The organism is Nocardioides sp. GCM10027114 (assembly GCF_042659625.1).
Lineage (GTDB): Bacteria > Actinomycetota > Actinomycetes > Propionibacteriales > Nocardioidaceae > Nocardioides.
On the sequence record NZ_JBHSSS010000025.1, the window covers coordinates 206,814 to 226,381 of the forward strand.

18 protein-coding genes are annotated in these 19,568 nt (G+C 72.5%); 8 read left to right on the forward strand and 10 right to left on the reverse strand.

The genetic code is table 11. From position 1 onward, the window contains the following. Positions 1-22 precede the first annotated feature (22 nt). From ACFP2E_RS14095 to ACFP2E_RS14110, 4 genes are all read right to left on the reverse strand, one after another. Entirely contained in the window at positions 23-2,149 is a 2,127-nt protein-coding gene (locus ACFP2E_RS14095; RefSeq protein WP_378524117.1) for an MMPL family transporter, read from the reverse strand. 135 nt (positions 2,150-2,284) lie between these two features. Then, positions 2,285-3,427, reverse strand: coding sequence for an acyl-CoA dehydrogenase family protein (locus tag ACFP2E_RS14100; RefSeq protein ID WP_378524118.1), 1,143 nt, complete (start codon positions 3,425-3,427; stop codon positions 2,285-2,287). Between the two features lie 4 nt (positions 3,428-3,431). After that, the gene (locus ACFP2E_RS14105) at positions 3,432-4,346 is read right to left on the reverse strand and encodes an oxygenase MpaB family protein (RefSeq protein WP_378524119.1); all 915 of its coding nucleotides are present in this window, start codon (positions 4,344-4,346) and stop codon (positions 3,432-3,434) included. Next, positions 4,334-5,362 (reverse strand): LLM class F420-dependent oxidoreductase, encoded by a 1,029-nt coding sequence (locus ACFP2E_RS14110; RefSeq protein ID WP_378524120.1) that lies wholly within the window; start codon positions 5,360-5,362, stop codon positions 4,334-4,336. The genes ACFP2E_RS14105 and ACFP2E_RS14110 overlap by 13 nt, the downstream gene beginning before the upstream one ends. 137 nt (positions 5,363-5,499) lie before the next feature. Between ACFP2E_RS14110 and npdG the strand changes: the two genes are divergently transcribed. Together npdG and ACFP2E_RS14120 are read left to right on the forward strand one after the other, a co-directional pair. After that, on the forward strand, positions 5,500-6,186 hold the full coding sequence (gene npdG / locus ACFP2E_RS14115; protein WP_378524121.1) for an NADPH-dependent F420 reductase: 687 nt from the start codon (positions 5,500-5,502) through the stop codon (positions 6,184-6,186). Positions 6,187-6,829: 643 nt separating this feature from the next. Next, positions 6,830-8,230, forward strand: coding sequence for a DUF222 domain-containing protein (locus tag ACFP2E_RS14120; protein WP_378524122.1), 1,401 nt, complete (start codon positions 6,830-6,832; stop codon positions 8,228-8,230). 102 nt (positions 8,231-8,332) lie between these two features. Here ACFP2E_RS14120 and ACFP2E_RS14125 read toward each other — a convergent pair whose 3' ends face one another. From ACFP2E_RS14125 to ACFP2E_RS14140, 4 genes are all read right to left on the reverse strand, one after another. Continuing rightward, positions 8,333-8,986 (reverse strand): potassium channel family protein, encoded by a 654-nt coding sequence (locus ACFP2E_RS14125; protein ID WP_378524124.1) that lies wholly within the window; start codon positions 8,984-8,986, stop codon positions 8,333-8,335. A 65-nt stretch (positions 8,987-9,051) separates the two neighbouring features. Next, a complete protein-coding gene (locus tag ACFP2E_RS14130) occupies positions 9,052-9,516 on the reverse strand; it encodes a DUF6328 family protein (protein ID WP_378524125.1) in 465 nt (154 codons plus the stop codon). 30 nt (positions 9,517-9,546) lie between these two features. Further along, positions 9,547-9,762: a hypothetical protein gene (locus ACFP2E_RS14135; RefSeq protein ID WP_378524126.1), complete on the reverse strand. Its 216-nt coding sequence runs from the start codon at positions 9,760-9,762 to the stop codon at positions 9,547-9,549. 95 nt (positions 9,763-9,857) lie between these two features. Continuing rightward, on the reverse strand, positions 9,858-10,412 hold the full coding sequence (locus tag ACFP2E_RS14140; RefSeq protein ID WP_378524127.1) for a YbaK/EbsC family protein: 555 nt from the start codon (positions 10,410-10,412) through the stop codon (positions 9,858-9,860). Positions 10,413-10,566: 154 nt separating this feature from the next. Here ACFP2E_RS14140 and ACFP2E_RS14145 point away from each other — a divergent pair, with 154 nt between their 5' ends. Further along, positions 10,567-11,679 (forward strand): glycerophosphodiester phosphodiesterase, encoded by a 1,113-nt coding sequence (locus ACFP2E_RS14145; RefSeq protein ID WP_378524128.1) that lies wholly within the window; start codon positions 10,567-10,569, stop codon positions 11,677-11,679. 4 nt (positions 11,680-11,683) lie between these two features. Here the strand turns inward: ACFP2E_RS14145 and ACFP2E_RS14150 are convergent, their stop codons facing one another. Further along, a complete protein-coding gene (locus ACFP2E_RS14150; RefSeq protein ID WP_378524129.1) occupies positions 11,684-11,968 on the reverse strand; it encodes a hypothetical protein in 285 nt (94 codons plus the stop codon). A gap of 10 nt (positions 11,969-11,978) precedes the next feature. Next, on the reverse strand, positions 11,979-13,229 hold the full coding sequence (locus tag ACFP2E_RS14155; protein ID WP_378524130.1) for a PspC domain-containing protein: 1,251 nt from the start codon (positions 13,227-13,229) through the stop codon (positions 11,979-11,981). 154 nt (positions 13,230-13,383) lie between these two features. Here ACFP2E_RS14155 and ACFP2E_RS14160 point away from each other — a divergent pair, with 154 nt between their 5' ends. From ACFP2E_RS14160 to betT, 5 genes are all read left to right on the forward strand, one after another. Continuing rightward, positions 13,384-14,709: a PspC domain-containing protein gene (locus ACFP2E_RS14160; RefSeq protein WP_378524131.1), complete on the forward strand. Its 1,326-nt coding sequence runs from the start codon at positions 13,384-13,386 to the stop codon at positions 14,707-14,709. Next, positions 14,702-15,367 carry a LuxR C-terminal-related transcriptional regulator gene (locus ACFP2E_RS14165; protein WP_378524132.1) on the forward strand — a complete coding sequence of 222 codons (666 nt, stop codon included), beginning with the start codon at positions 14,702-14,704 and terminating at the stop codon, positions 15,365-15,367. The genes ACFP2E_RS14160 and ACFP2E_RS14165 overlap by 8 nt, the downstream gene beginning before the upstream one ends. Positions 15,368-15,474: 107 nt before the next feature. Beyond that, a complete protein-coding gene (locus ACFP2E_RS14170; RefSeq protein WP_378524133.1) occupies positions 15,475-16,923 on the forward strand; it encodes an APC family permease in 1,449 nt (482 codons plus the stop codon). Positions 16,924-16,966: 43 nt separating this feature from the next. Next, a complete protein-coding gene (locus ACFP2E_RS14175) occupies positions 16,967-17,326 on the forward strand; it encodes a hypothetical protein (protein ID WP_378524134.1) in 360 nt (119 codons plus the stop codon). Positions 17,327-17,501: 175 nt separating this feature from the next. Next, on the forward strand, positions 17,502-19,556 hold the full coding sequence (gene betT, locus ACFP2E_RS14180) for a choline BCCT transporter BetT (protein ID WP_378524135.1): 2,055 nt from the start codon (positions 17,502-17,504) through the stop codon (positions 19,554-19,556). The last annotated feature ends 12 nt before the right edge of the window (positions 19,557-19,568 follow it).

A 19,568-nucleotide genomic window follows, 5' to 3' on the forward strand; every position in this document is an offset into this window, starting at 1 on the left:
ACAGTCTCGCACCGGCGCCGCGTCAGACGCCCGCCGGTTCACGCTCCGGCTCCGCCGGCTCGACCTCCTGGTCGCCGCGGTCGAGGCCGCTCGGCCACCAGATCCTCCCCCCGAGGTCGAGGTTGATCGCGGTCACGAGCACCGAGCGCACGACCATGGTGTCGAGCAGGACGCCCAGCGCCACCGTCGTGCCCAGCTCGGCCAGGAACACCAGCGGCAGCGTGCCGAGCACCAGGAACGTCGCCGCCAGGACGATGCCGGCCGACGTGATCACGCCGCCGGTCGAGGCGAGGGCGACGAGCGACCCGCGCCGCGTGCCGAGCGTCTGGGTCTCCTCCCGCACCCGGGTCATCAGGAAGATGTTGTAGTCGATCCCCAGGGCGACCAGGAAGACGAACGCGAACAGCGGGAACGACGCGTCGGCGCCCTCGAACCCGAAGACGAACTCGAAGAGCAGCGTCGCGATCCCGAGCGCGGCACCGAAGGACAGGACCACCGTCGCGATCAGGATCAGCGGGGCCGTGAACGCCCGCAGCAGCATGACCAGGATCAGCAGCACCACGACCAGCACCGCCGGGATGATCACCTGGTTGTCGCGGGTGTTGGCGTCCTTGGTGTCGAGGTACACCGCGGAGAACCCGCCGACCAGCGCGTCGGCGCCGTCGACCGCCCGCACCGCCTCCCTCACGTCCTCGACCGCGGCGTAGGCGCTGTCCGCGAGCGGGTCGCCGGGGATCGCGGCGGTGATGTACGCGACGTCCCCCTGGACGACCGGCCCGGTCGGCGGCTCGACGCTGTCGACGCCGGCCACCGCAGCGGCCACCTCGTCGGCGTACGCCGCGTCGGCGACGACCTGCACCGGGTTCGAGGCGTCCGCGAGGCCGTGCTCGATGAGCACCTGCTGGCCGGTCACCGACTCGAAGTCGCGGGTGTACTGCTCGTCGGTGGCCAGGCCGCCGGCGTCGAGCCGGAAGAGGCCCAGGCACGCGGCGAGCAGCAGCCCCGTGGTGACGATCCAGACCGAGCGGGGCGCACGCGAGATGCGCTGGCCGAGCGCGGCCCACAGCCCCGCGGTGGTCGGCTCGGCGGACCCGAACGACGGACGCTTCGGCCAGAACACCCACCGGCCGGTGACCACGAGCAGCGCGGGCAGCAGGGTCACCATCACGACGTAGGTGACCCCGATGCCGATCGCCGCCACGGGGCCGAGGCCGGAGGTGGAGTTCATCTCGGCGAGCATCAGGCACAGCATCCCGACGGCGACGGTGGAGGCGCTGGCGAGGATCGCCGGGGCGGCGCGGTGCAGCGCGAAGCCCATCGCCTCGTGCCGGTCCGCGTGGCGGCGCAGCTCCTCGCGGTAGCGGGCCACGAGCAGCAGCGCGTAGTCCGTGCCGGCGCCGATGACCAGCACGCTGAGGATGGCCTGGCTCTGGTCGTTGACGGTGAGGCCGGCGTACCGGGCGAGGAAGTAGACGAGCGCCAGGCTCGTGGTCAGCGCGACGACCACCGAGACGATCGGGAGCAGCCACAGCACCGGGCTGCGGTAGGTCAGCAGCAGGATCACGATGACCACCGACAGTGCGGCGAACAGCAGCGTGCTGTCGATGCCGGCGAACGCCTCGGCCTGGTCGGCGGCCTGGCCGCCCGCGCCGGTGATGTAGACCGCGACCCCGTCGAGCGCGGCGATGTCCCGGAGCTCGTCGGCCGCCGCCGGCATCTCCTCCCACCCGTTGGGGCCGAAGTTGAGGGTGACGACGGTCTGTGCGACCTCGCCGTCCTCGGAGACCGCGGGTACGCCGGCCTGGGCGGCGACCGCCGGGCTGATCACCGGGCCCTCGACACCGTCGAGCCCGGCCATCTCCTGGGCGTGAGCCTCGATCTCGGCGAGCTGCGCGTCGCTGAGCGGACCCGACACGGACTCGTAGGCCACCACGGTCGGGATGGCATTGGGGTCGCGGAACGGCTCGAGCCGCTCCAGCGCGCGGGTCGACTCGGCGCTGCCGGGCAGCCACGAGACCGCCTCGTTGTTCTTGACCTCGTCGAGCTTGCCGGCGAAGACGCCCGCGCCCACGAAGACGGCGAGCCAGAAGCCGACGACGATCCACTTGGTGACGCGACCGGTCAGGCTGCCGGCGATATGACGGTGCATGGGCGGGACTCCAGGGGCGGACGGGGGCGGTCGGCGTGGGGGGCTCTCCCCATCCGACCCCGTTCGCGAGCGGAGTTCACGGGCCTTTCGGCCCCGGTCCAGACCGATCGGCCCGTGCAGCCTCGCCGGCGGGCCTCAGAGCCCGAGGCTGCGCCCGATGATCTCCTTCTGGATCTCGGTGGTCCCGCCGTAGATGGTCTGCACTCGGGAGTTCACGAACGCCTGGGCGATCGGGTACTCCAGCATGTAGCCGTAGCCGCCGTGCATCTGGACGCCCTGGTCGACCAGCTTCTTCTGCAGCTCGGTCGTCCACCACTTCGCCATCGACGCGGTCTTCGGGTCCAGTTGGCCGGCGACGTGGCGCTTGATGCAGTCGTCGACGAAGACCCGGGCGATGTGGGCCTCGGTGGCCATCTCGGCGATCAGGAACCGGTTGTGCTGGAACTTCCCGATCGGCTTGCCGAACGCCGTGCGCTCCTTCGCGTAGCCGAGCGTGATGTCGAGGATCGTCTCGCACGCGGTGGCCGCCGAGACCGCCATCGACAGGCGCTCCTGCGACAGGTTGGTCATGAGCTGGGCGAATCCGGCGCCCTCCTCGCCGAGGAGGTTCTCCTTCGGGACCCGCACGTCGGCGAACGACAGCTCGGCGGTGTCCTGCGCGTGCTGGCCCACCTTGTCGAGGTTGCGGCCGCGCTCGAAGCCCTCCATGCCGCGCTCGACGACGAGGAGCGAGATGCCCTGGTGGCCGGCGTCGGGGTCGGTGCGCGCGACGACGACGACGAGGTCGGCGAGGATGCCGTTGGAGATGAAGGTCTTCTGCCCGTTGAGCACGTAGTGGTCGCCCGCGTCCACCGCCGTGGTGCGGATGCCCTGGAGGTCCGAGCCGGCGCCCGGCTCGGTCATCGCGATGGCCGCGATGGTCTCGCCGCTGGCGAGGCCGGGGTACCAGCGCCGCTTCTGCTCCTCGGTCGCCCCGGCGGTGAAGTAGGGGACGATCATGTCGTTGAACAGCGGGAACGCCGCGCCGTAGACGCCGCGCCGGGCCATCTCCTCGCCGATCACCGCGTTGTAGCGGAAGTCGTCGGTACCGCCCCCGCCGTACTCCTCGTCGAGCTGGAGACCGAGCAGACCCTGCGTCCCGGCCTTGGCCCACACCTCGCGGTCGACGATGCCGTCCTTCTCCCACTGCGGGTGGAAGGGGACGACCTCCTTGTCGAGGAAGGTGCCGACGGCGTCGCGGAACGCCTCGTGCTCGTCGTCGAAGATGTCTCGCCTCATGCGGTCAGCTCCTGGTGCGGTGACGGGTCGTCGGGGTGTGGTTCAGCTCGTCGAGCATCGACAACGGGCCGAGGTCGGCCAGCCGGTAGCCGTGCGGGTAAGTGGTGGGTTTGTGGTGGTACGCCGTGCGGCGCGGGGGGAGGTGGCGCAGCAGCCGGGCGCGGGCCCGCAGCCCGGCGTCGACGGTGCGCACCCGCCAGCGTGGCTGCGGCGGCAGCCCGAGCGTGCGGCGCAGCGGCTCGTCCATCAGGGCGATAGCCATGGGGCGCACGAGCGGCCGCAGCGGTCGTGGCGCCGTCGCCCGGACGATCCGCAGCGACGCCTCCGCCAGCCTCGTCGCCTCGGGCGAGGGGGCGAAGCGCGCGGCCTCGTAGTCGTCGAGCAGCCGCGCGTAGCCGGCGTACGTCGCGGGGAGGTGCTTGAGCCCCATCAGCTCGCCGAAGCGGGTGGTGACGCGGGCGAGCGCGATGAGCTCGTGCGGGTGGAGCGGGCGCCAGCCGTAGCGCTCGATCCAGCGCACCGGCCCCACGATGGTCGTGGCCAGCACGTAGGCGAGCTCGTCGGCCGGGATGGCGTAGTGGCCGTGGATCCGGTTGAGCCGGCGCAGCGCGGCGTGCGCCCGCGGCGAGTCGGTGCCGTCGACGCTGAACTCCTCGCCGATGAGCAGGGTGTCGTCGTACCGCTTGACGCCGTGGTCCTCGAACTCGCGGGTGCGGTCGAGCAGCGCGGCGATCGACGGGACGCCGTAGTCGCGGAGGAAGGCGATCTCCGTGCCGCGCGCGACATCCCAGGGGAACTCGAGGCGGGTGGTCAGCCGGGCGATCTCGTCGTGGTCGGTCTCCGGGTCGAGCCGCTCGATCCGGCGGAGGTTGTCGAGACGGCTGGGCCTCGGGGGCCGCAGGCGGCTCAGGACACCCATTCCTTGACCTGCGCGACGGTGGCGGCGGGGTCGTCCGAGACGGGGGTGACCTGGAGGTTGGTGACGCCGGCCTCGCGGAAGGCCGCGATCCGTTCCTGGACGTACGACGCGGGGCCGATCAGGTTGCCGGCCTCGAGCCACTCCAGCGGCACCTTGGCCTCGGCGTCCCGCTTGTGGCCGTCGAGGTAGAGGTCCTGGATCTCCTTGGCCTCCTTCTCGTAGCCGTACTGGCAGGCGAGGTCGTTGTAGAAGTTCTTGCCACGGGCGCCCATGCCGCCGACGTAGAGCGCGTACATCGGCCGCGCGAAGTCGAGGAGACCCTTCACGTCGTCGCCGATCGCGAGCATGCCGCCGGCGGAGACCTCGAGCGGAGCGAGGCCCTCCGGGCGCTTGGCCCTGCCCTTGTCGAGGGACTCGCCCCAGACGTCGCGGGCCTTCTCGGGGTGGAAGAGGAACGGCAGCCAGCCGTCGGCGTACTCCGCAGCGCCCTGCACCGACTTCGGCCCGAGGGCCGCGACGAAGAGCGGGACCGCCTTGCGCTCGGGCTTGTTGAGCAGTTTCAGCGGCTTGCCGAGGCCGGTGCCCTGGTCGGCCGGTAGCGGCAGCTTGTAGATGCCGTCGTTGACCAGGGTCTCGCGGCGCAGGCCGCGCCGGAGGATGTCGACGATCTCGCGGGTCCGGGCCAGCGGCCGGTCGTAGGGCACGCCGTGGAAGCCTTCGATCACCTGCGGGCCGCTCGCGCCGAGGCCGATCACGGCGCGGCCGCCGGAGACGTTGTCGAGGCCGGCCGCGGTCTGCAGCAGCGCGCCCGGCGTGCGGGAGTAGATGTTGAGGATCCCGGCGCCGATCTCGACGGTCTCGGTCTTCGCGGCGAGGTAGCCCATCAGCGTGGGGGAGTCGAAGCCGTAGGGCTCGGCCACCCAGACGCCGTCGAGGCCCGCCTTCTCCAGCCCGGCCACCTGGTCGGCGGCCTCGCGGGGGTTCCCGGCGTAGAGGAGGGGCATCGAGAGCTTCACGTGGGGGTGTCCTTCCGGGCTCGACCGGCGGGCTCGCGCGTGCGCCGAGGGGTTTCCTCAACTGTGACAGGATCGCTGTCACAATGGCAAGGAACGTGGGGCAAGGAACGTTCCGCACGACGCGACGGGAGACCACGGTGACCGAGACGCAGGATGAGGCGCGCAGCTTCCGGGTGGCCGTCGTCGGCGGCACCGGGCCACAGGGCAAGGGGCTCGGCTACCGCTTCGCGCGCCACGGCCACACCGTCGTCCTGGGGTCGCGGTCGGCCGAGCGGGCACAGGAGGCCGCGGCGGAGGTGAACGCGCGGCTCTCGAACGGGGGAGTCGAGACCCTTGGCGCCACGAACGAGGCCGCCTGCGAGGGCGCCGACGTCGTGCTGCTCGCAATCCCGTACGACGGCCACGACGAGCTCGTCGCAACCCTGCCGCTGGCGGGAAAGACGGTGATCTCCTGCGTGAACCCGCTCGCCTTCGACAAGCGAGGCGCCCACGGCCGCGTGATCGACGGTGGCGAGGGCTCGGCGGCCGAGTCCGCCCAGCGGCTTGCTCCCGAGTCGGTGGTGGTCGGCGCCTTCCACCACGTCTCCGCGGTCTCGCTGTGGGGCGACGCGGACTACCTGGCGGACGAGGACGTCCTCGTCTGCGGCGACTCCGCCGAGGGCAAGGCGGTCGCCATCGAGCTCGCCCGGTCCGTCACCGGCCGGCCCGGTGTCGACGCCGGCAAGCTGCGCCTCGCCCGCCAGCTCGAGCCGCTCACCGCGGTCCTGATCTCGATCAACCGCAAGTACAGGATCCACTCCGGCATCCGCGTCGCCGGCCTCTGATTCGTCGCAGGCCTCTGATTCCCCGCCCCGGAGCGGGCGACCCCAGACAAGAACGGCGCCCGCCCTCGGGATGAGGGTCGGGCGCCGGTGCCCGGGGCAGCGGACCCGGGCAGCACCATCACGCTATCGACGCACACGCCCCTGCGGAGTCCCCAAAGTGGGGCAACTTCCCCGACTTCCGGACGCCGACCCAGCCCCGGTCATGCCAGTCGAGACCCGGTGAGGAACGCAGGGCGCCGAGGTACGCGGGTCGAGCCCGTCGAGACCCCGGCACCGGTGGTTGAGGTGCGAGCGGAGCGAGCCTCGAAACCCCCGCAGCGTGCGCAGGGCGCTGAGGTACGCCGGTCGAGCCCGTCGAGACCCCGGCACCGGTGGTTGAGGTGCGAGCGGAGCGAGCCTCGAAACCCCCGCAGCCGAGGCAGGGCGGCGATGTAGCCGGTCGAGCTCGTCGAGACGCGTTGCCTCGGTGGTCGGGGCCCTGCCTCCCTTCCGGGGCTTCGAGGCTCGGCGCCGGGGCGCCTCGCACCTCAACCACCGGCTCGGGTTGCGGTCTGCGATTTCTTTACCTTCTTCTTCCCTCAGATGGCCTCAACCACGGGCTTTTCGGGCCGGGACTGTCGGTGGTCGCTGCTTGAGTGGACCCATGACAGCGACCACGGTCTCCACTTCTCCGGGCGACAGTCCCGTCGAGGTGCTGGCCTTCGCCCGGGACCGCCGACAGGCAGCCCAGGTCGCGGAGGCCGAGCTGCTGGTCGCGGCCGTGGAGTGGGCAGTCCAGCACCCCGCCGAGTCGCTGGTCGAAGCGGCGGGGTTCGAGCTCGACGGGTCCGAGACCGCGGTCCCGATCGCCGGCGAGGGCACCCCGCTGATCACCGAGTTCTGCGTCGCCGAATGGGCCGCCTCGCTCGGCATGTCCACCGACTCCGGCCGCGCGTACCTCGGTGAGGCGGTCGAGCTCCGCTACCGCCTCCCGCGGCTCTACCGCCGCGTGGTACACGGGGACCTGCCGGCCTGGCGAGCCCGGCACATCGCCCGCCACACCATCGCCCTCAACGCGGCCGCAGCTGAGTTCGTGGACCGTCACGTCGCCCACGTCGCCCACAAGATCGGCCCCACCCGGTTGAACGACCTGGTCGACGAGGCGATCGCCCGCCACGATCCCGACCTCGCGGCCGAGCGCTTCAAGAACGCGATCGACCACCGCTCCTTCGACATCCACCTCGACCAGGCCACCCTCGACGGCACCGTCGACGTCCACGGCGTCCTCGACGCCGCCGACGCGATGGATCTCGAGCACGCGGTCGCCGACCTCGCCACCCAGCTCCGCCAACTCGGGTCCGACGAGTCCCTGGACGTGCGCCGGTCCAAGGCCGTCGGGGAGCTCGCCCGCGGTGCCCAGACGCTCGACCTCACCGGCGACGGCAGCGAGGCGGAGGGCGGAGACGAGCCGCGGCGGCTGCACCGACGCCCCACCCGTCGCCGCAGGATCAGCCTCGTGATCCACCTGTCCGAGGACGCCGTCACCGGCCTTGGCGGCTCAGCCCCGCTGGGCCGGGTCGAGGGCCTCCGCTGCCCGGTCACGACCGAGCAGATCCGGACCTGGCTCGCCGCCCCGGACGTCGACATCACCGTCAGGCCGGTGGTCGACCCGACCGGCTGCGCCCCGGTCGGCGCCTACGAGGTCCCGGACCGGCTGGCCGACCTGGTCGACGACCGCGACCACCACTGCGTCTTCCCCTGGTGCACCCGCAAGGCGAAGGCCTGCGACCACGACCACGTCATTCCCCACGGCCCGGGCGATCGGGGCGGCGGGCCGACGTGTCGGTGCAACCTCGCCGCCTTGTGCAGGAAGCACCACCGGCTCAAGACCCACGGCGGCTGGACCTACACCCACGTCGACGACGGCACCTTCCTCTGGCGCTCACCCCACGGCCACGCCTACCTCCGCGACGAGACCGGCACCCGCGACGTCACCCCCGACCCCGAAGCGTGCCGGCGACGGATCGTCGAGGCCCACCGACGGGGCGACCCGCCCGAGGAGTAGCTGCCCCGCCCCACACCCCGCCAGGCAACGCTCGGCGGGGACACGGGCGTGTCACCACCCCGCATGCCAGAGGGTCTCGACGGGCTGGACCACTGTGTGGGCTCAGCCGGCGTCGGGTGAGGGCTCCTCCTCGACGTTGTGGACCAGCCAGGCGGCCACGCTCGCGGTGATGACGCCGATGACGGCGATGCCGACGAGCATCAGCCCGGCGGCGACCAGCCGGCCCTCGAGGGTGACCGGGAAGTGGTCGCCGTAGCCGACGGTCGAGACGGTGGTCAGGGACCACCACAGCGCGTCGCCGAAGGTCGTGATGTTGGCGCCCTCGGCGCCGCGCTCTGCGTCGAGGACGGTGAGGGCACCGAGGCCGAGCGAGAAGACCGCGGTGCCGGCGACGTACGTCGTCACCCGCCCGCTGAGGCTGGCGACGGCGGTCCGGTTCAGCACCTTGACCAGGGCGATGAGCCGGAGCAGCCGCAGCGGTCGTAGCAGTGGCACCACCACGACGATGACGTCGTACCAGTGGCGCACGGCGTAGCGCAGCCGCGAGCCCTCGACCAGCAGCAGGCGCGCGACGAGGTCGACGGCGAACGCGAGCCACACGACCCCCTCGACACCGAGCAGCACCGCCTTCACGTCGGGGGAGAGGTCGGGGTCGAGGATCGGCCACGCGTAGGCGACCAGGAAGACCACCGCGAGCGCGGCCAGCGGCCACTCGGTACGACGCTCCCAGCGGTCGACGCGGGTCGGCTCGCTCATGCCGCGACAGTACGGACCCGGGTGGCCGGACCGGTGGCGGCGTGCCGGGCGGGTGTCAGCGGGCGTCAGGCCTGGTTGCGCAGCAGCCGGTGCGGGAGCGCCGCGAGAAGCGCGACCAGCACGACCGCGGTGGCGCCGGCGACCGCGGCCGCCCAGGTCCGGTCCAGCACCATGTCGAACACGAGCATCACGATGCCGGTGACCAGCGCGCCGAGGGTGAGCAGCCCGCAGGCGGCCATCCGGTGCGCCCAGGTGACCAGCCGCTCCTTGACCCGCTGCCCGGTGATCCGGCGGTGGATCGCGACCGGCGTGAGCACGAACGCCGTCGTCGCGACGGCCAGCAGCACCAACGCCAGGTAGAGCCCGGTCTGGAACGCGTCCAGGTCCTCGAACGCGGACTGGAAGGGCAGCGTCAGCAGGAACGCCGCCGTGAGCTGTGCCCCGGTCTGCATCACCCGGAGCTCCTGGAGGAGCTCGCCCCACTTGCGGTCGAGCCGCTCCTCGAAGGTCTCGTCACGCCCCTCGGCCATGCGGGGGTGATACCCACGCCGAGGTCGCGGTCAATCCTGCCGGGCCCCGGTGGTCTGTAGCAGTGACGCCTCGCTCGAGCTGCCGCCCCGCTGCCACAACGGGTCGTCGGTGGTCGGGCCGTCGCCGGCCGCGGCGAGGGCGGTGACGTTGACCGCCAGCGGGTAGGCGAGCAGCACGAAGAGCGTCACCGCGAGGTCGCGGCCGCGGGGGCGGGCGAGACGAACTGGCTGGGAGATCGAGCTCATGGGGCCTCCTGTGGACTCGAGGACGAGTCCACGCTTGCGGCGCCGGCTGTCGCTGTCGCATGCGGCACGTGGCCGCGAGGTGAACTCTGCGCGGCTCAGCCCGCCAGGCCGGGCACCACCTCGGCGCCGGGCAGCTCCGCCAGCAGCGCGCCGGGAAGCAGCAGCTTCGAGCGGCGTACGCCGGACCCGATGACCGCGACCTCGATGTCGACGGCGCGCGGGTCGACGAGCACCCGCCAGCCGTGGGGCAGCCCGACGGGCGTGATCCCGCCGTACTCCATCCCCGACTCCTCGACCGCCCGGTCCATCGGGAGGAAGGACGCCTTGCGCACGTCGAGCGTCCGCTTCACCAGATTGTTGACGTCGGCGCGGGTGTCGGCGCGCACCACGCACGCGGCGACCCGCTCCTCGCCGGCTCGGCGCCCGGAGACGACGACACAGTTGGCGCCTGTGTCCATGCCCAGGTAGTAGGCCTCGGCCAGCGCGGCCGTGTCGGCGAGCGCCGGGTCGATCTCCACCACGCCCACCCGGGCCGTGCCCGGCCACCCCGCGAGCGCCGCGGCCACCGGTGGGGCCAGCAGGTCGGGCCGGTCGAGCGCCGGCTGGGAGACGAGGGCACCGAGGCGGGGTGACGACTGGGGTGGCGACATGGCCTCATCCTCGTCACCTTCCGGTCACCGTCCGGAACCCGGGCCGTCACCCGGATCGGTTTCCGTGCGGCCCATGCACGACAACTCTCGGACTCCCCGCACGAACCGGACCTCCCGGAAGACCGTCCTCCGGACCCTCACAGCTGGAGCCCTCATGGCCGTCACCCCGCTCGCCGTCCCGGCGGCCCACGCCGACAGCGCGGCCCGCCCCGACTCCCGTGAGCGCCAGGCCGCTCACCGCCCGGCCGCCGACCCGGTCGTGGTCGGCCACCGCGGCGCCTCCGGCTATCGCCCCGAGCACACCCTCGCGGCGTACCGGCTCGCGATCCGTCAGGGCGCCGACTACATCGAGCCCGACCTGGTCTCCACCAGGGACGGCGTCCTCGTCGCCCGCCACGAGAACGAGATCAGCGGCACCACCGACGTCGACGACCGTCCCGAGTTCGCCGACCGGTTCACCACCAAGATCATCGACGGCCAGCCGGTGAGCGGCTGGTTCACCGAGGACTTCACCCTCGCGGAGCTCCGCACCCTCCGTGCCGAGGAGCGGCTGCCGGACGTCCGCCCCGACAACACCCGCTACGACGGCATGTTCCAGGTCCCGACGTTCGACGAGGTGCTCGAGCTCGCCCGCACCGAGTCGCGTCGCCACGGCCGCACCATCGGCGTCTACCCCGAGACCAAGCACCCGACCTACTTCGACGAGATCGGCCTCTCCCTCGAGGAGCCGCTGGTGGCCGCCCTCAAGCGCCACCACCTCGACCGCCCGGGTGCCAAGGTCCTCGTGCAGTCCTTCGAGACCCGCAACCTGCGCGACCTCGCGCGGATGACCAAGGTCCGCCTGGTGCAGCTCATCGACTCCACCGGCGCGCCGTACGACTTCGTCACCGAGGGCGACCCGCGCACCTACCGAGACCTGACCACCCCCGAGGGGCTGGCCTGGGTCGCGGAGTACGCCGACGCGGTCGGCGTCCACAAGGACCTCGTCCTGCCGCGCGACCCCGCGACCGGGGCGACCGGCGAGCCCTCGGACCTCGTCGACGACGCCCACGACGAGGACCTGATGGTCCACGTCTGGACCCTGCGCGCGGAGAACCGCTACATGGCGACGAACTTCCGTCGCGGCGATGACCCGAACGCGAAGGGCGACGCCCGCGCCGAGGCGCTGGCGTTCCTCGACGCCGGCGTGGACGGGCTGTTCTCCGACCACCCCGACACCGCGGTCGACGCCCTCGAGGAGTGGCTGGCGGAGGAGAAGGCCTCCTGACAGGTCAGTACGTCGTGCGCCGGGCCGTGCGGGTCGCCGCCGCCAAGCCGGCCACGCCGGCGAGGATGAAGGGGACCGGCAGCAGCCAGCGGATGTCGTCCCCGGTGACCAGGTCGGCCCGGACCAGGGCCCAGACGACCAGCAGGCCCCAGAACGCGACGCCCATCACGAGGTGGGCGACGTGGACCGGGTGCAGGCCCGCGGCCAGCGAGCCCGGTCCGGGGTCGGGGGCGTCCAGCGGACCCGGGGAACCGTAGTCCGGGTAGGTCTCGAACGAGTCGTTGCTCATCGGGTGCTCCTCACTTCGTCACGGCGCGGATCTCGCCGACGCCCAGCCGGACGTCGATGGTGATCTCGGGGACGTCGGGGCCGCCGTCGAGCGACCGCACGAGCTTGTTGTCGATGCCGCCGACCTCGTCCCCGAACAGGGTCACCTGGCCGGGGCCGCCGACCTCCGCGTCGACGACGACGTCGAGGTCGTCGGGCAGGACGAGGACGATCTGCCCGACCGACCCCTCGACCCGCAGCTCACGTCCGTCGAGCGCCTCGAGGTCCCGGACCCGGGTCAGGTCGAGCGTCAGGTCGCCGGCGTCGAACTCGTAGGTGTCGTCGACCGCGACCGACGATGCCGGCGCGTAGCTGTAGCTCTCACCCTCCCAGTCGTCCGCCGCGGTGGTCGCGCCGAGCACGGGAAGGGTCAGCAGCCCGAGCAGGATCAGCCCGCCCGCGCGGCCGAAGAAGGCACCGACCAGCAGCATCGTGGCGATGACCGCCAGGGCGAGCGCGGGGTACGCCGAGGCGGCGACGTCGATGCCGGCGATGTCCGCCGAGGCGAGCAGGCCCACGGCGATCGCGATGAGCGCCAGCGTGATCCAGAACAGCACCGGGCCCCGGCGCCGGGGGTCTCGCGGCGGTGCCGGCGGCACGTACGGCGCGGGCTGACCGGCCTGCCCGCCGCCGTACCCGGCCACGTAGCCCGCCTCGTAGCCGGCGCCGTAGACGCTCGCCTGGTCGCCCGGCTCGTCGATGGGGTGGCCGGCGGGCGGTGCGGTGGGGCCGGAGGTCGCGGGGCTCCCGTCGGTCGGCGCGGACCCGGCGGGCCGGTCGTTCCGCGTCATGAACCACAGCACCGCGGCGGCCACGACCACGACCGGCCAGGGGAACCAGAACACCCCGGTCGAGTCGCCGAGGAGGGCCAGCAGCGCCAGCGCACCCACCACCACCAGCGCGACGTTGCGGCTCCGCTCGTCGAGCGAGACGACCGCTTCGCCCGTGCGCTCGTCGGGGACGAGCAGCCAGGCCGCGCCGTAGACGAGCAGCCCGGCGCCACCGAAGAAGGCCAGCACCACCAGCACCACCCGGACGACGAGCGGGTCGATGTCGAGGTGGCGGGCGATCCCACCAGCGACACCGGCGATCCGGCGGTCGGTCGAGGAGCGTCGGAGCCGGCCGAGGTCGCGGACCTCGTCGCGGGTCACGCGCGGCCCCTGGTCGGGACCGGCGGTCGGACCCGGCCGGCCGGCGGTGGGGTCGGGGGTCTGGCTGGTCATGGCTCCAGCCTCGACGAACGGGCGCCGCCCCACCATCGGGGGAGACCCTGATCCACGCCCCATCCGGCCCCCGGAACGTCGCCACCGTCTCGGGGTCGGCTCGGGGTCTTACCTCATGGGGTGGGGGTCCGCGCTGTGGGACGCTGACGGTGTCATGACCAGCACCCCGTTCCCCGCCCGTCCGCGCGGCGTGCGCCGGGCCACCCGCGACACCCGTGAGCCCGTCCTCGGGGGAGTGGCCTCCGGCCTCGCGCGGCACCTCGGCGTGCCGGTGCTGTGGCTGCGCGCGACGTTCGTGGTGGCGACAGCGCTGGGCGGACTCGGGGTGGTGCTGTACGCCGCACTGTGGCTGATGCTGCCCGCCGACTCCCGGTTCGAGACCGCGGCGCCCGGCCTCGAGAGCGCCACCCGCGGCGGCCGTCGCCCGTCGCGGGTCCGGCGGTTGGGTGACGTGGGGCCCACCGCCGCGCTGGCGGCGCTCGCCGTGGGCGCGCTGCTGGTGGCGCAGGCGGTCGTCGGCCAGGGCGCGGTCTTCTGGCCGCTCTTCCTCGGCCTCGTCGGCCTGGCGCTGCTCTGGCGGCAGGCCGACGCCGCGCAGCGAGAGCGCTGGCTCGACACCACCGGCCGCATCGACCCGGCCCGCATCGTGCTCGGCGGGGGCGGCTGGGCGGCGTACGTCAGGCTGGCGGCGGGGCTGGCGCTGCTGGTCGTCGCCTTCGTCTTCTTCGCGCTGCGGGCCGGCTCGCTCGACCTGGCCGGCGAGGTCGTCGTGGCCGCGCTGCTGACCGTGGCCGGGCTCTCCCTGGTGGTGGGGCCGTGGGTGTTCCGCCTCGCCGCCGACCTGACGGACGAGCGGGCGGAGCGGGTCCGCACCCAGGAGCGCGCCGACGTCGCCGCCCACCTGCACGACTCCGTGCTGCAGACGCTCGCGCTGATCCAGAAGAACGCCCACGACGGTCCGGTCGTCGCTCGCCTGGCGCGCTCGCAGGAGCGGGACCTGCGCGCCTGGCTCTACTCGGGCGAGCGGACCGACGAGAGCACCGTCGCCAGCGCGCTGCGCGGCGTCGCGGCCCGGGTGGAGGACGACCACGGGGTCTCCGTCGAGGTGGTCACCGTCGGTGACCGTGCGTTCTCGGAGCCCCTGCGCCCGCTGGTCAGCGCGACCGGCGAGGCCGTCACCAACGCCGCCAAGCACGCCGGCACGCCCACCGTCGACGTGTACGCCGAGATCACCGACGCCGCGGTCGACGTCTTCGTGCGTGACCGGGGCCGCGGCTTCGACCCCGAGGCGGTGGCGGAGGACCGGCACGGCCTGCGCCACAGCATCCTCGACCGGATGCAGCGCCACGGCGGCACCGCCAGCGTGCGCTCCGCCTCCGGCGAGGGCACCGAGGTGCGGCTGCACCTGCCGCTCGCCCCAGAACAGCCCGGTCCCACGACCGGCACCCAGACCGGCACCCAGGAGGAGACCGATGCCTGACACCGCCGCCACTCCCGACCTGCCCGGGCGGACCCGCGTCGTGCTCGTCGACGACCACGGCATGTTCCGGGCCGGGGTCCGGGCCGAGCTCGGCGACGCCGTCGACGTCGTGGGGGAGGCCGCGGACGTCGACGAGGCGGTCGCGGTCGTCGATCGCACCGAGCCCGACGTCGTGCTGCTCGACGTGCACCTGCCCGGCGGCGGCGGCGCGGAGGTGATGCGGCGGGCACGCCCGGTAGGCGCCCAGTACCTCGCGCTCTCGGTCTCCGACGCCGCCGAGGACGTGATCGGCACGATCCGGGCGGGGGCGCGGGGTTACGTCACGAAGACCATCACCGGCCCCGAGCTCGTGGCCGCGATCCACCGGGTCGCCGACGGCGACGCGGTCTTCTCGCCGCGCCTCGCCGGCTTCGTCCTCGACGCGTTCGCCGGGTCGATCGACGTGGCGGCCGTCGACGAGGACCTCGACCGGCTCACCGAGCGGGAACGCGAGGTGATGCGGCTGATCGCGCGCGGCTACGCCTACAAGGAGGTGGCCCGCGAGCTGTTCATCTCGATCAAGACGGTCGAGACCCACATGTCGAGCGTGCTCCGCAAGCTGCAGCTCTCCTCGCGCCACGAGCTGGCGCGCTGGGCGTCGGACCGCCGCCTGCTGTGACTCGCGCCGCCCGCGGTTTACCGCGCGCGAACCGGGGGTAGGTGCCACCGGTCAACACCGACGCGGGGGCCGTGGCCGGCGCCCGCCCAGCGTGAAGCGAGGCACCCGTGGCCGCAGGACCCACCACCGCCCCCGACGCCCAGCGACCGCCGGAACCGGCCCCGCCCGGCGAGGGCGAGCTCAAGCGCTCCATCACCGGGCGGCAGCTGTTCTTCTACACCCTGGGTGACGTCCTGGGCTCGGGGATCTACGTCCTCATCGGGCTGGTCGCCGCTGCCGTCGGCGGCGCCTTCTGGATCGCCTTCGCCGTCGGTGTGACGATCGCGGCGATCACCGGGTCGGCGTACGCCGAGCTGGTCACGAAGTACCCCCGTGCGGCGGGCGCGGCGCTCTACGTCAACAAGGCGTTCGGGAGCCGCGTGCTCACCTTCCTGGTGACGGTCTCGTTCCTGGCCGCGAGCTTCGCGGCCGCCGGGTCCCTGGCGACCGGGTTCGCACAGTACTTCGGCGAGCTCGTCCCGGGCCTGCCGGCGCTCGTCGTGACGCTCGGCTTCATCGCCGTGCTGACGGTGGTCAACTTCATCGGCATCACCGAGTCGGTGGTCATCAACATGGCCATGGCGTTCGTGGAGATCGTCGGTCTGCTCATCATCATGACGATCGGCGTCGTGCACGTCGCCGGCGGCGGCGCCGACTTCGGCGTGCTCGCCGACTTCTCGGCCGAGGGCAACCCGGCGCTCGCCATCCTCGCCGGTGTCGCGCTCTCCTTCTTCGCGATGACCGGGTTCGAGAACACCGCCAACGTGGCCGAGGAGACCCTCGACCCGCAGCGTTCGTTCCCGCGCTCGCTGATCGGCGGCATGGCGGTCGCCGGCGTCATCTACGTCCTGGTGTCGATCTCCGCTGCCCTGACCGTCCCGGTCGACAGGCTCGGCTCCTCGGACGCTGCGCTGCTCGAGGTCGTCAAGACCGGCATCCTGCCGCTCTCCGGCGAGGTCATGACCACCGTCTTCGCCGTGATCGCGCTGATCGCGATCACCAACACCACGCTCGTCGTCGTGGTCACCCAGCCCCGCATCCTCTACGGCATGGCCAACGAGGACGTCGTGCCCGGAGTCTTCGCGAAGCTCCACCCGACCCGCCGCAGCCCTTGGGTGGGCCTGCTGTTCAGCGCGGCCGTGGTGTGCGCGCTGCTCGTCGTCGGAACGCTGATGTCGGAGGCGGGCGCCGGGCTCGACCTGGTCGCGCGCCTGGCGACGGTGACCGTGGTGTTCCTGCTCTTCATCTACGGCCTCGTCATCGTCGCCGCGCTGAAGCTGCGGGGCCAGGACGAGTCGGAGCACACCTTCCGGGCCAGCACCCCACTGCTGGTGGTGGGGCTCTTCGGCAATGCCGCCATCCTGACGTGGTCGATCTGGGACGACCCGACCTCGCTGCTGTGGTGCGCCGGCCTGGTCGGCGTCGGCGTCGTGCTCTTCGTGCTGGAGTTCCTCTTCGGGCGCCAGGACCGCCCGCAGGGGACCGGCCGTGGCGACCGCTCGCTGACCGCCCGCTGACCGCCCGCTGACCGCCCGCTGACCGCTCAGTAGGCTCCGCGCCATGGAGACGTTGCGCCTGGTCCTGCTGTTCCTGCACATCCTCGGCTTCGCGGCCCTCATCGGCGGCCTGCTGGTGCAGGCTCGGACGCCGGAGAAGTCGGTCAACGCCGCGATGCGCGACGGTGCCGGGACCGCGTTCCTCGCCGGACTGGCGCTGGTGGGCGTGCTCGAGGCCGGGGACACCGACGTCGACCACGCCAAGATCGGCGTCAAGCTGGTGGTCGGCCTCGTCGTCCTGGGCCTGGTGATGGCGAACGCGCGCAAGCCGCGCATCCCCGACGGCCTCTACTGGGGCCTGCTGGCGCTCAGCATCGCCAACGTCGCGGTCGCCGTCTTCTGGTCGCCGGTCCACGTGGCCTGACCCCTGGTCGCGCCCCTGGTCGCGGTGGCGCGCCATCGCGGATGAGGTGCCTGCCACAGAACGTGGCGAACGTGGCCCGGTCACGCCACGATGGGAAGAGGTGTCCGGCCGGCTCGGTGACGGCGCGGTGTGATGCACGGCGGCGCGAGACCGCCCGCCGGGGACGGAGAGAGCGATGACGCAGACCGCCAGTCCGAGTGGGAAGCCGCAGGAGGAAGTCCCGGTCGAGCCGCCACGGACCAGCGTCAACAAGCCGGTCTTCATCGGCAGCGCCCTCGGCACCGTCGCGGTGACGCTGTGGTGCGTGATCGCCCCGGAGAACGCCGAGTCGACCCTCGGCACGCTGGTCGGCTACGTCTCGGAGTGGTTCGGCTGGTACTACATCGCCCTCGCCACGGGCGTCCTGGTGTTCGTGCTCTACCTCGGGTTCTCGCGGCACGGCAACGTTCGGCTCGGCCCGGAGCACTCCCGGCCCGAGTTCAGCACGCTCGCCTGGGCGTCGATGCTCTTCGCCGCCGGCATCGGCACCGACCTGATGTTCTTCGCGGTGCAGGAGCCGGTGGTCCAGTACCTCACCCCGCCGTCCGGCCAGGGCGAGACCGTCGAGGCCGCCCGCGAGGCCACCGTGTGGACGCTGTTCCACTACGGCATCAGTGGCTGGGGCATGTACGCCCTGATGGGCATGGCGCTCGGCTACTTCGCCTACCGCATGAACCTGCCGCTGGCGGTGCGGTCGGCGCTCTACCCGCTGATCGGGCGACGTATCGACGGGCCCATCGGCCACACCGTCGACAGCGCCGCCGTGCTCGGCACCATCTTCGGCGTCGCCACCTCGCTCGGCATCGGCGTCGTCGGCCTCAACGTCGGACTCAACCGTCTCTTCGACGTCCCGCAGGGCCTGACCGCGCAGCTCGCGCTGCTGGTGCTCGCCGTCGTCATCGCCACCATCTCGGCGGTGAGCGGCATCGACAAGGGCATCAAGCGGCTCAGCCAGCTCAACGTGCTGCTCGCGATCGGGCTGGCGCTGTGGATCCTGCTCACCGGCAAGACCGCGTTCCTGCTCAACGCCGCCGTGCTCAACGTCGGCGACTTCGTCCGACTGTTCCCCGACATGACGATGCAGACCTTCGCCTACGAGGACACCGGCGACTGGCTCAGCTTCTGGACGCTGTTCTTCTGGGCCTGGTGGATCGCCTGGGCGTCCTTCGTCGGCCTGTTCCTGGCCCGTATCTCCCGCGGCCGCACCATCCGGCAGTTCGTCACCGGCACGATGATCATCCCGTTCAGCTACATCGTGATGTGGGTGTCGATCTTCGGGAACGCCGCGATCGACGAGGTCCGATCCGGCAACGACGCCTTCGCCGAGCTCGCCTCCACGGCGACGCCGGAGAACGGCTTCTACGCGCTGCTGCAGGAGTACCCCGCCTTCACGTTCGTCGCCGGGCTGGCGACCTTCGTGGGCCTGCTCTTCTACGTGACCTCCGCCGACTCCGGCGCGCTGGTGATGGCGAACCTGTCGTCGCGGATGCGGTCCGTCAACGACGACGCCGGCCGCCGGATCCGGATCTTCTGGGCGGTCGCCACCGGGTCGCTGACCCTCGCCGTGCTGAGCGTCGGCGGGATCACGGCCCTGCAGCTGGCCACGGTCATCATGGGCCTGCCGTTCGCGTTCGTGCTCGTGCTCGTCATGGTCGGCCTGCACCGGGCGCTACGGATCGAGGCCTACCGCGCCGAGTCCGCGCGGCAGAGCCTGCGCGGGATGCTCTCAGGGCGCAGCACGCACCGCGAGCCGCACCCGCCGCGCTCCTGGCGCCAGCGGGTCACCCGCGCGATGGACTTCCCGAGCCTCGCCCACGCCGAGGAGTTCCTGGCGAAGACCGCGCTCCCAGCGCTGGAGGAGGTCGCGGCCGAGCTGCGCGGCCAGGACCTCGACGCCACGGCCCGGGCGACCACCGAGGACGACACGCACTACGTCGAGCTCGTCGTCGCCATGGGCTCCGCCCACCCGTTCACCTACCAGATCCGGCCCGAGGTCGTGCCCATCCCGGCGTACAGCCGCCGGACGCCCCGCGGCGACGACGTCTACGCCCGGCTGGAGGTCCACCTCGCGCAGGGTGGCCAGGAGTACGACGTCATGGGCTACACCCACACCCAGCTCATCGACGACGTGCTCGACCAGTACGAGCGGCACCTCGAGTTCCTGCGCCTCTCGCAGGGCGCCCCGGGCTGACCCGCTGGAGGG

Bases quoted from the DNA above. Each gene is read 5' to 3' on its own strand.
- betT (WP_378524135.1), top strand. From the start codon at position 17,502: ATGACGCAGACCGCCAGTCCGAGTGGGAAGCCGCAGGAGGAAGTCCCG.
- ACFP2E_RS14125 (WP_378524124.1), bottom strand. From the start codon at position 8,986: ATGAGCGAGCCGACCCGCGTCGACCGCTGGGAGCGTCGTACCGAGTGG.
- ACFP2E_RS14095 (WP_378524117.1), bottom strand. From the start codon at position 2,149: ATGCACCGTCATATCGCCGGCAGCCTGACCGGTCGCGTCACCAAGTGG.
- ACFP2E_RS14130 (WP_378524125.1), bottom strand. From the start codon at position 9,516: ATGGCCGAGGGGCGTGACGAGACCTTCGAGGAGCGGCTCGACCGCAAG.
- ACFP2E_RS14150 (WP_378524129.1), bottom strand. From the start codon at position 11,968: ATGAGCAACGACTCGTTCGAGACCTACCCGGACTACGGTTCCCCGGGT.
- ACFP2E_RS14135 (WP_378524126.1), bottom strand. From the start codon at position 9,762: ATGAGCTCGATCTCCCAGCCAGTTCGTCTCGCCCGCCCCCGCGGCCGC.
- ACFP2E_RS14145 (WP_378524128.1), top strand. From the start codon at position 10,567: ATGGCCGTCACCCCGCTCGCCGTCCCGGCGGCCCACGCCGACAGCGCG.
- ACFP2E_RS14160 (WP_378524131.1), top strand. From the start codon at position 13,384: ATGACCAGCACCCCGTTCCCCGCCCGTCCGCGCGGCGTGCGCCGGGCC.
- ACFP2E_RS14140 (WP_378524127.1), bottom strand. From the start codon at position 10,412: ATGTCGCCACCCCAGTCGTCACCCCGCCTCGGTGCCCTCGTCTCCCAG.
- ACFP2E_RS14165 (WP_378524132.1), top strand. From the start codon at position 14,702: ATGCCTGACACCGCCGCCACTCCCGACCTGCCCGGGCGGACCCGCGTC.
- ACFP2E_RS14155 (WP_378524130.1), bottom strand. From the start codon at position 13,229: ATGACCAGCCAGACCCCCGACCCCACCGCCGGCCGGCCGGGTCCGACC.
- ACFP2E_RS14175 (WP_378524134.1), top strand. From the start codon at position 16,967: ATGGAGACGTTGCGCCTGGTCCTGCTGTTCCTGCACATCCTCGGCTTC.
- ACFP2E_RS14105 (WP_378524119.1), bottom strand. From the start codon at position 4,346: ATGGGTGTCCTGAGCCGCCTGCGGCCCCCGAGGCCCAGCCGTCTCGAC.
- ACFP2E_RS14100 (WP_378524118.1), bottom strand. From the start codon at position 3,427: ATGAGGCGAGACATCTTCGACGACGAGCACGAGGCGTTCCGCGACGCC.
- ACFP2E_RS14120 (WP_378524122.1), top strand. From the start codon at position 6,830: ATGACAGCGACCACGGTCTCCACTTCTCCGGGCGACAGTCCCGTCGAG.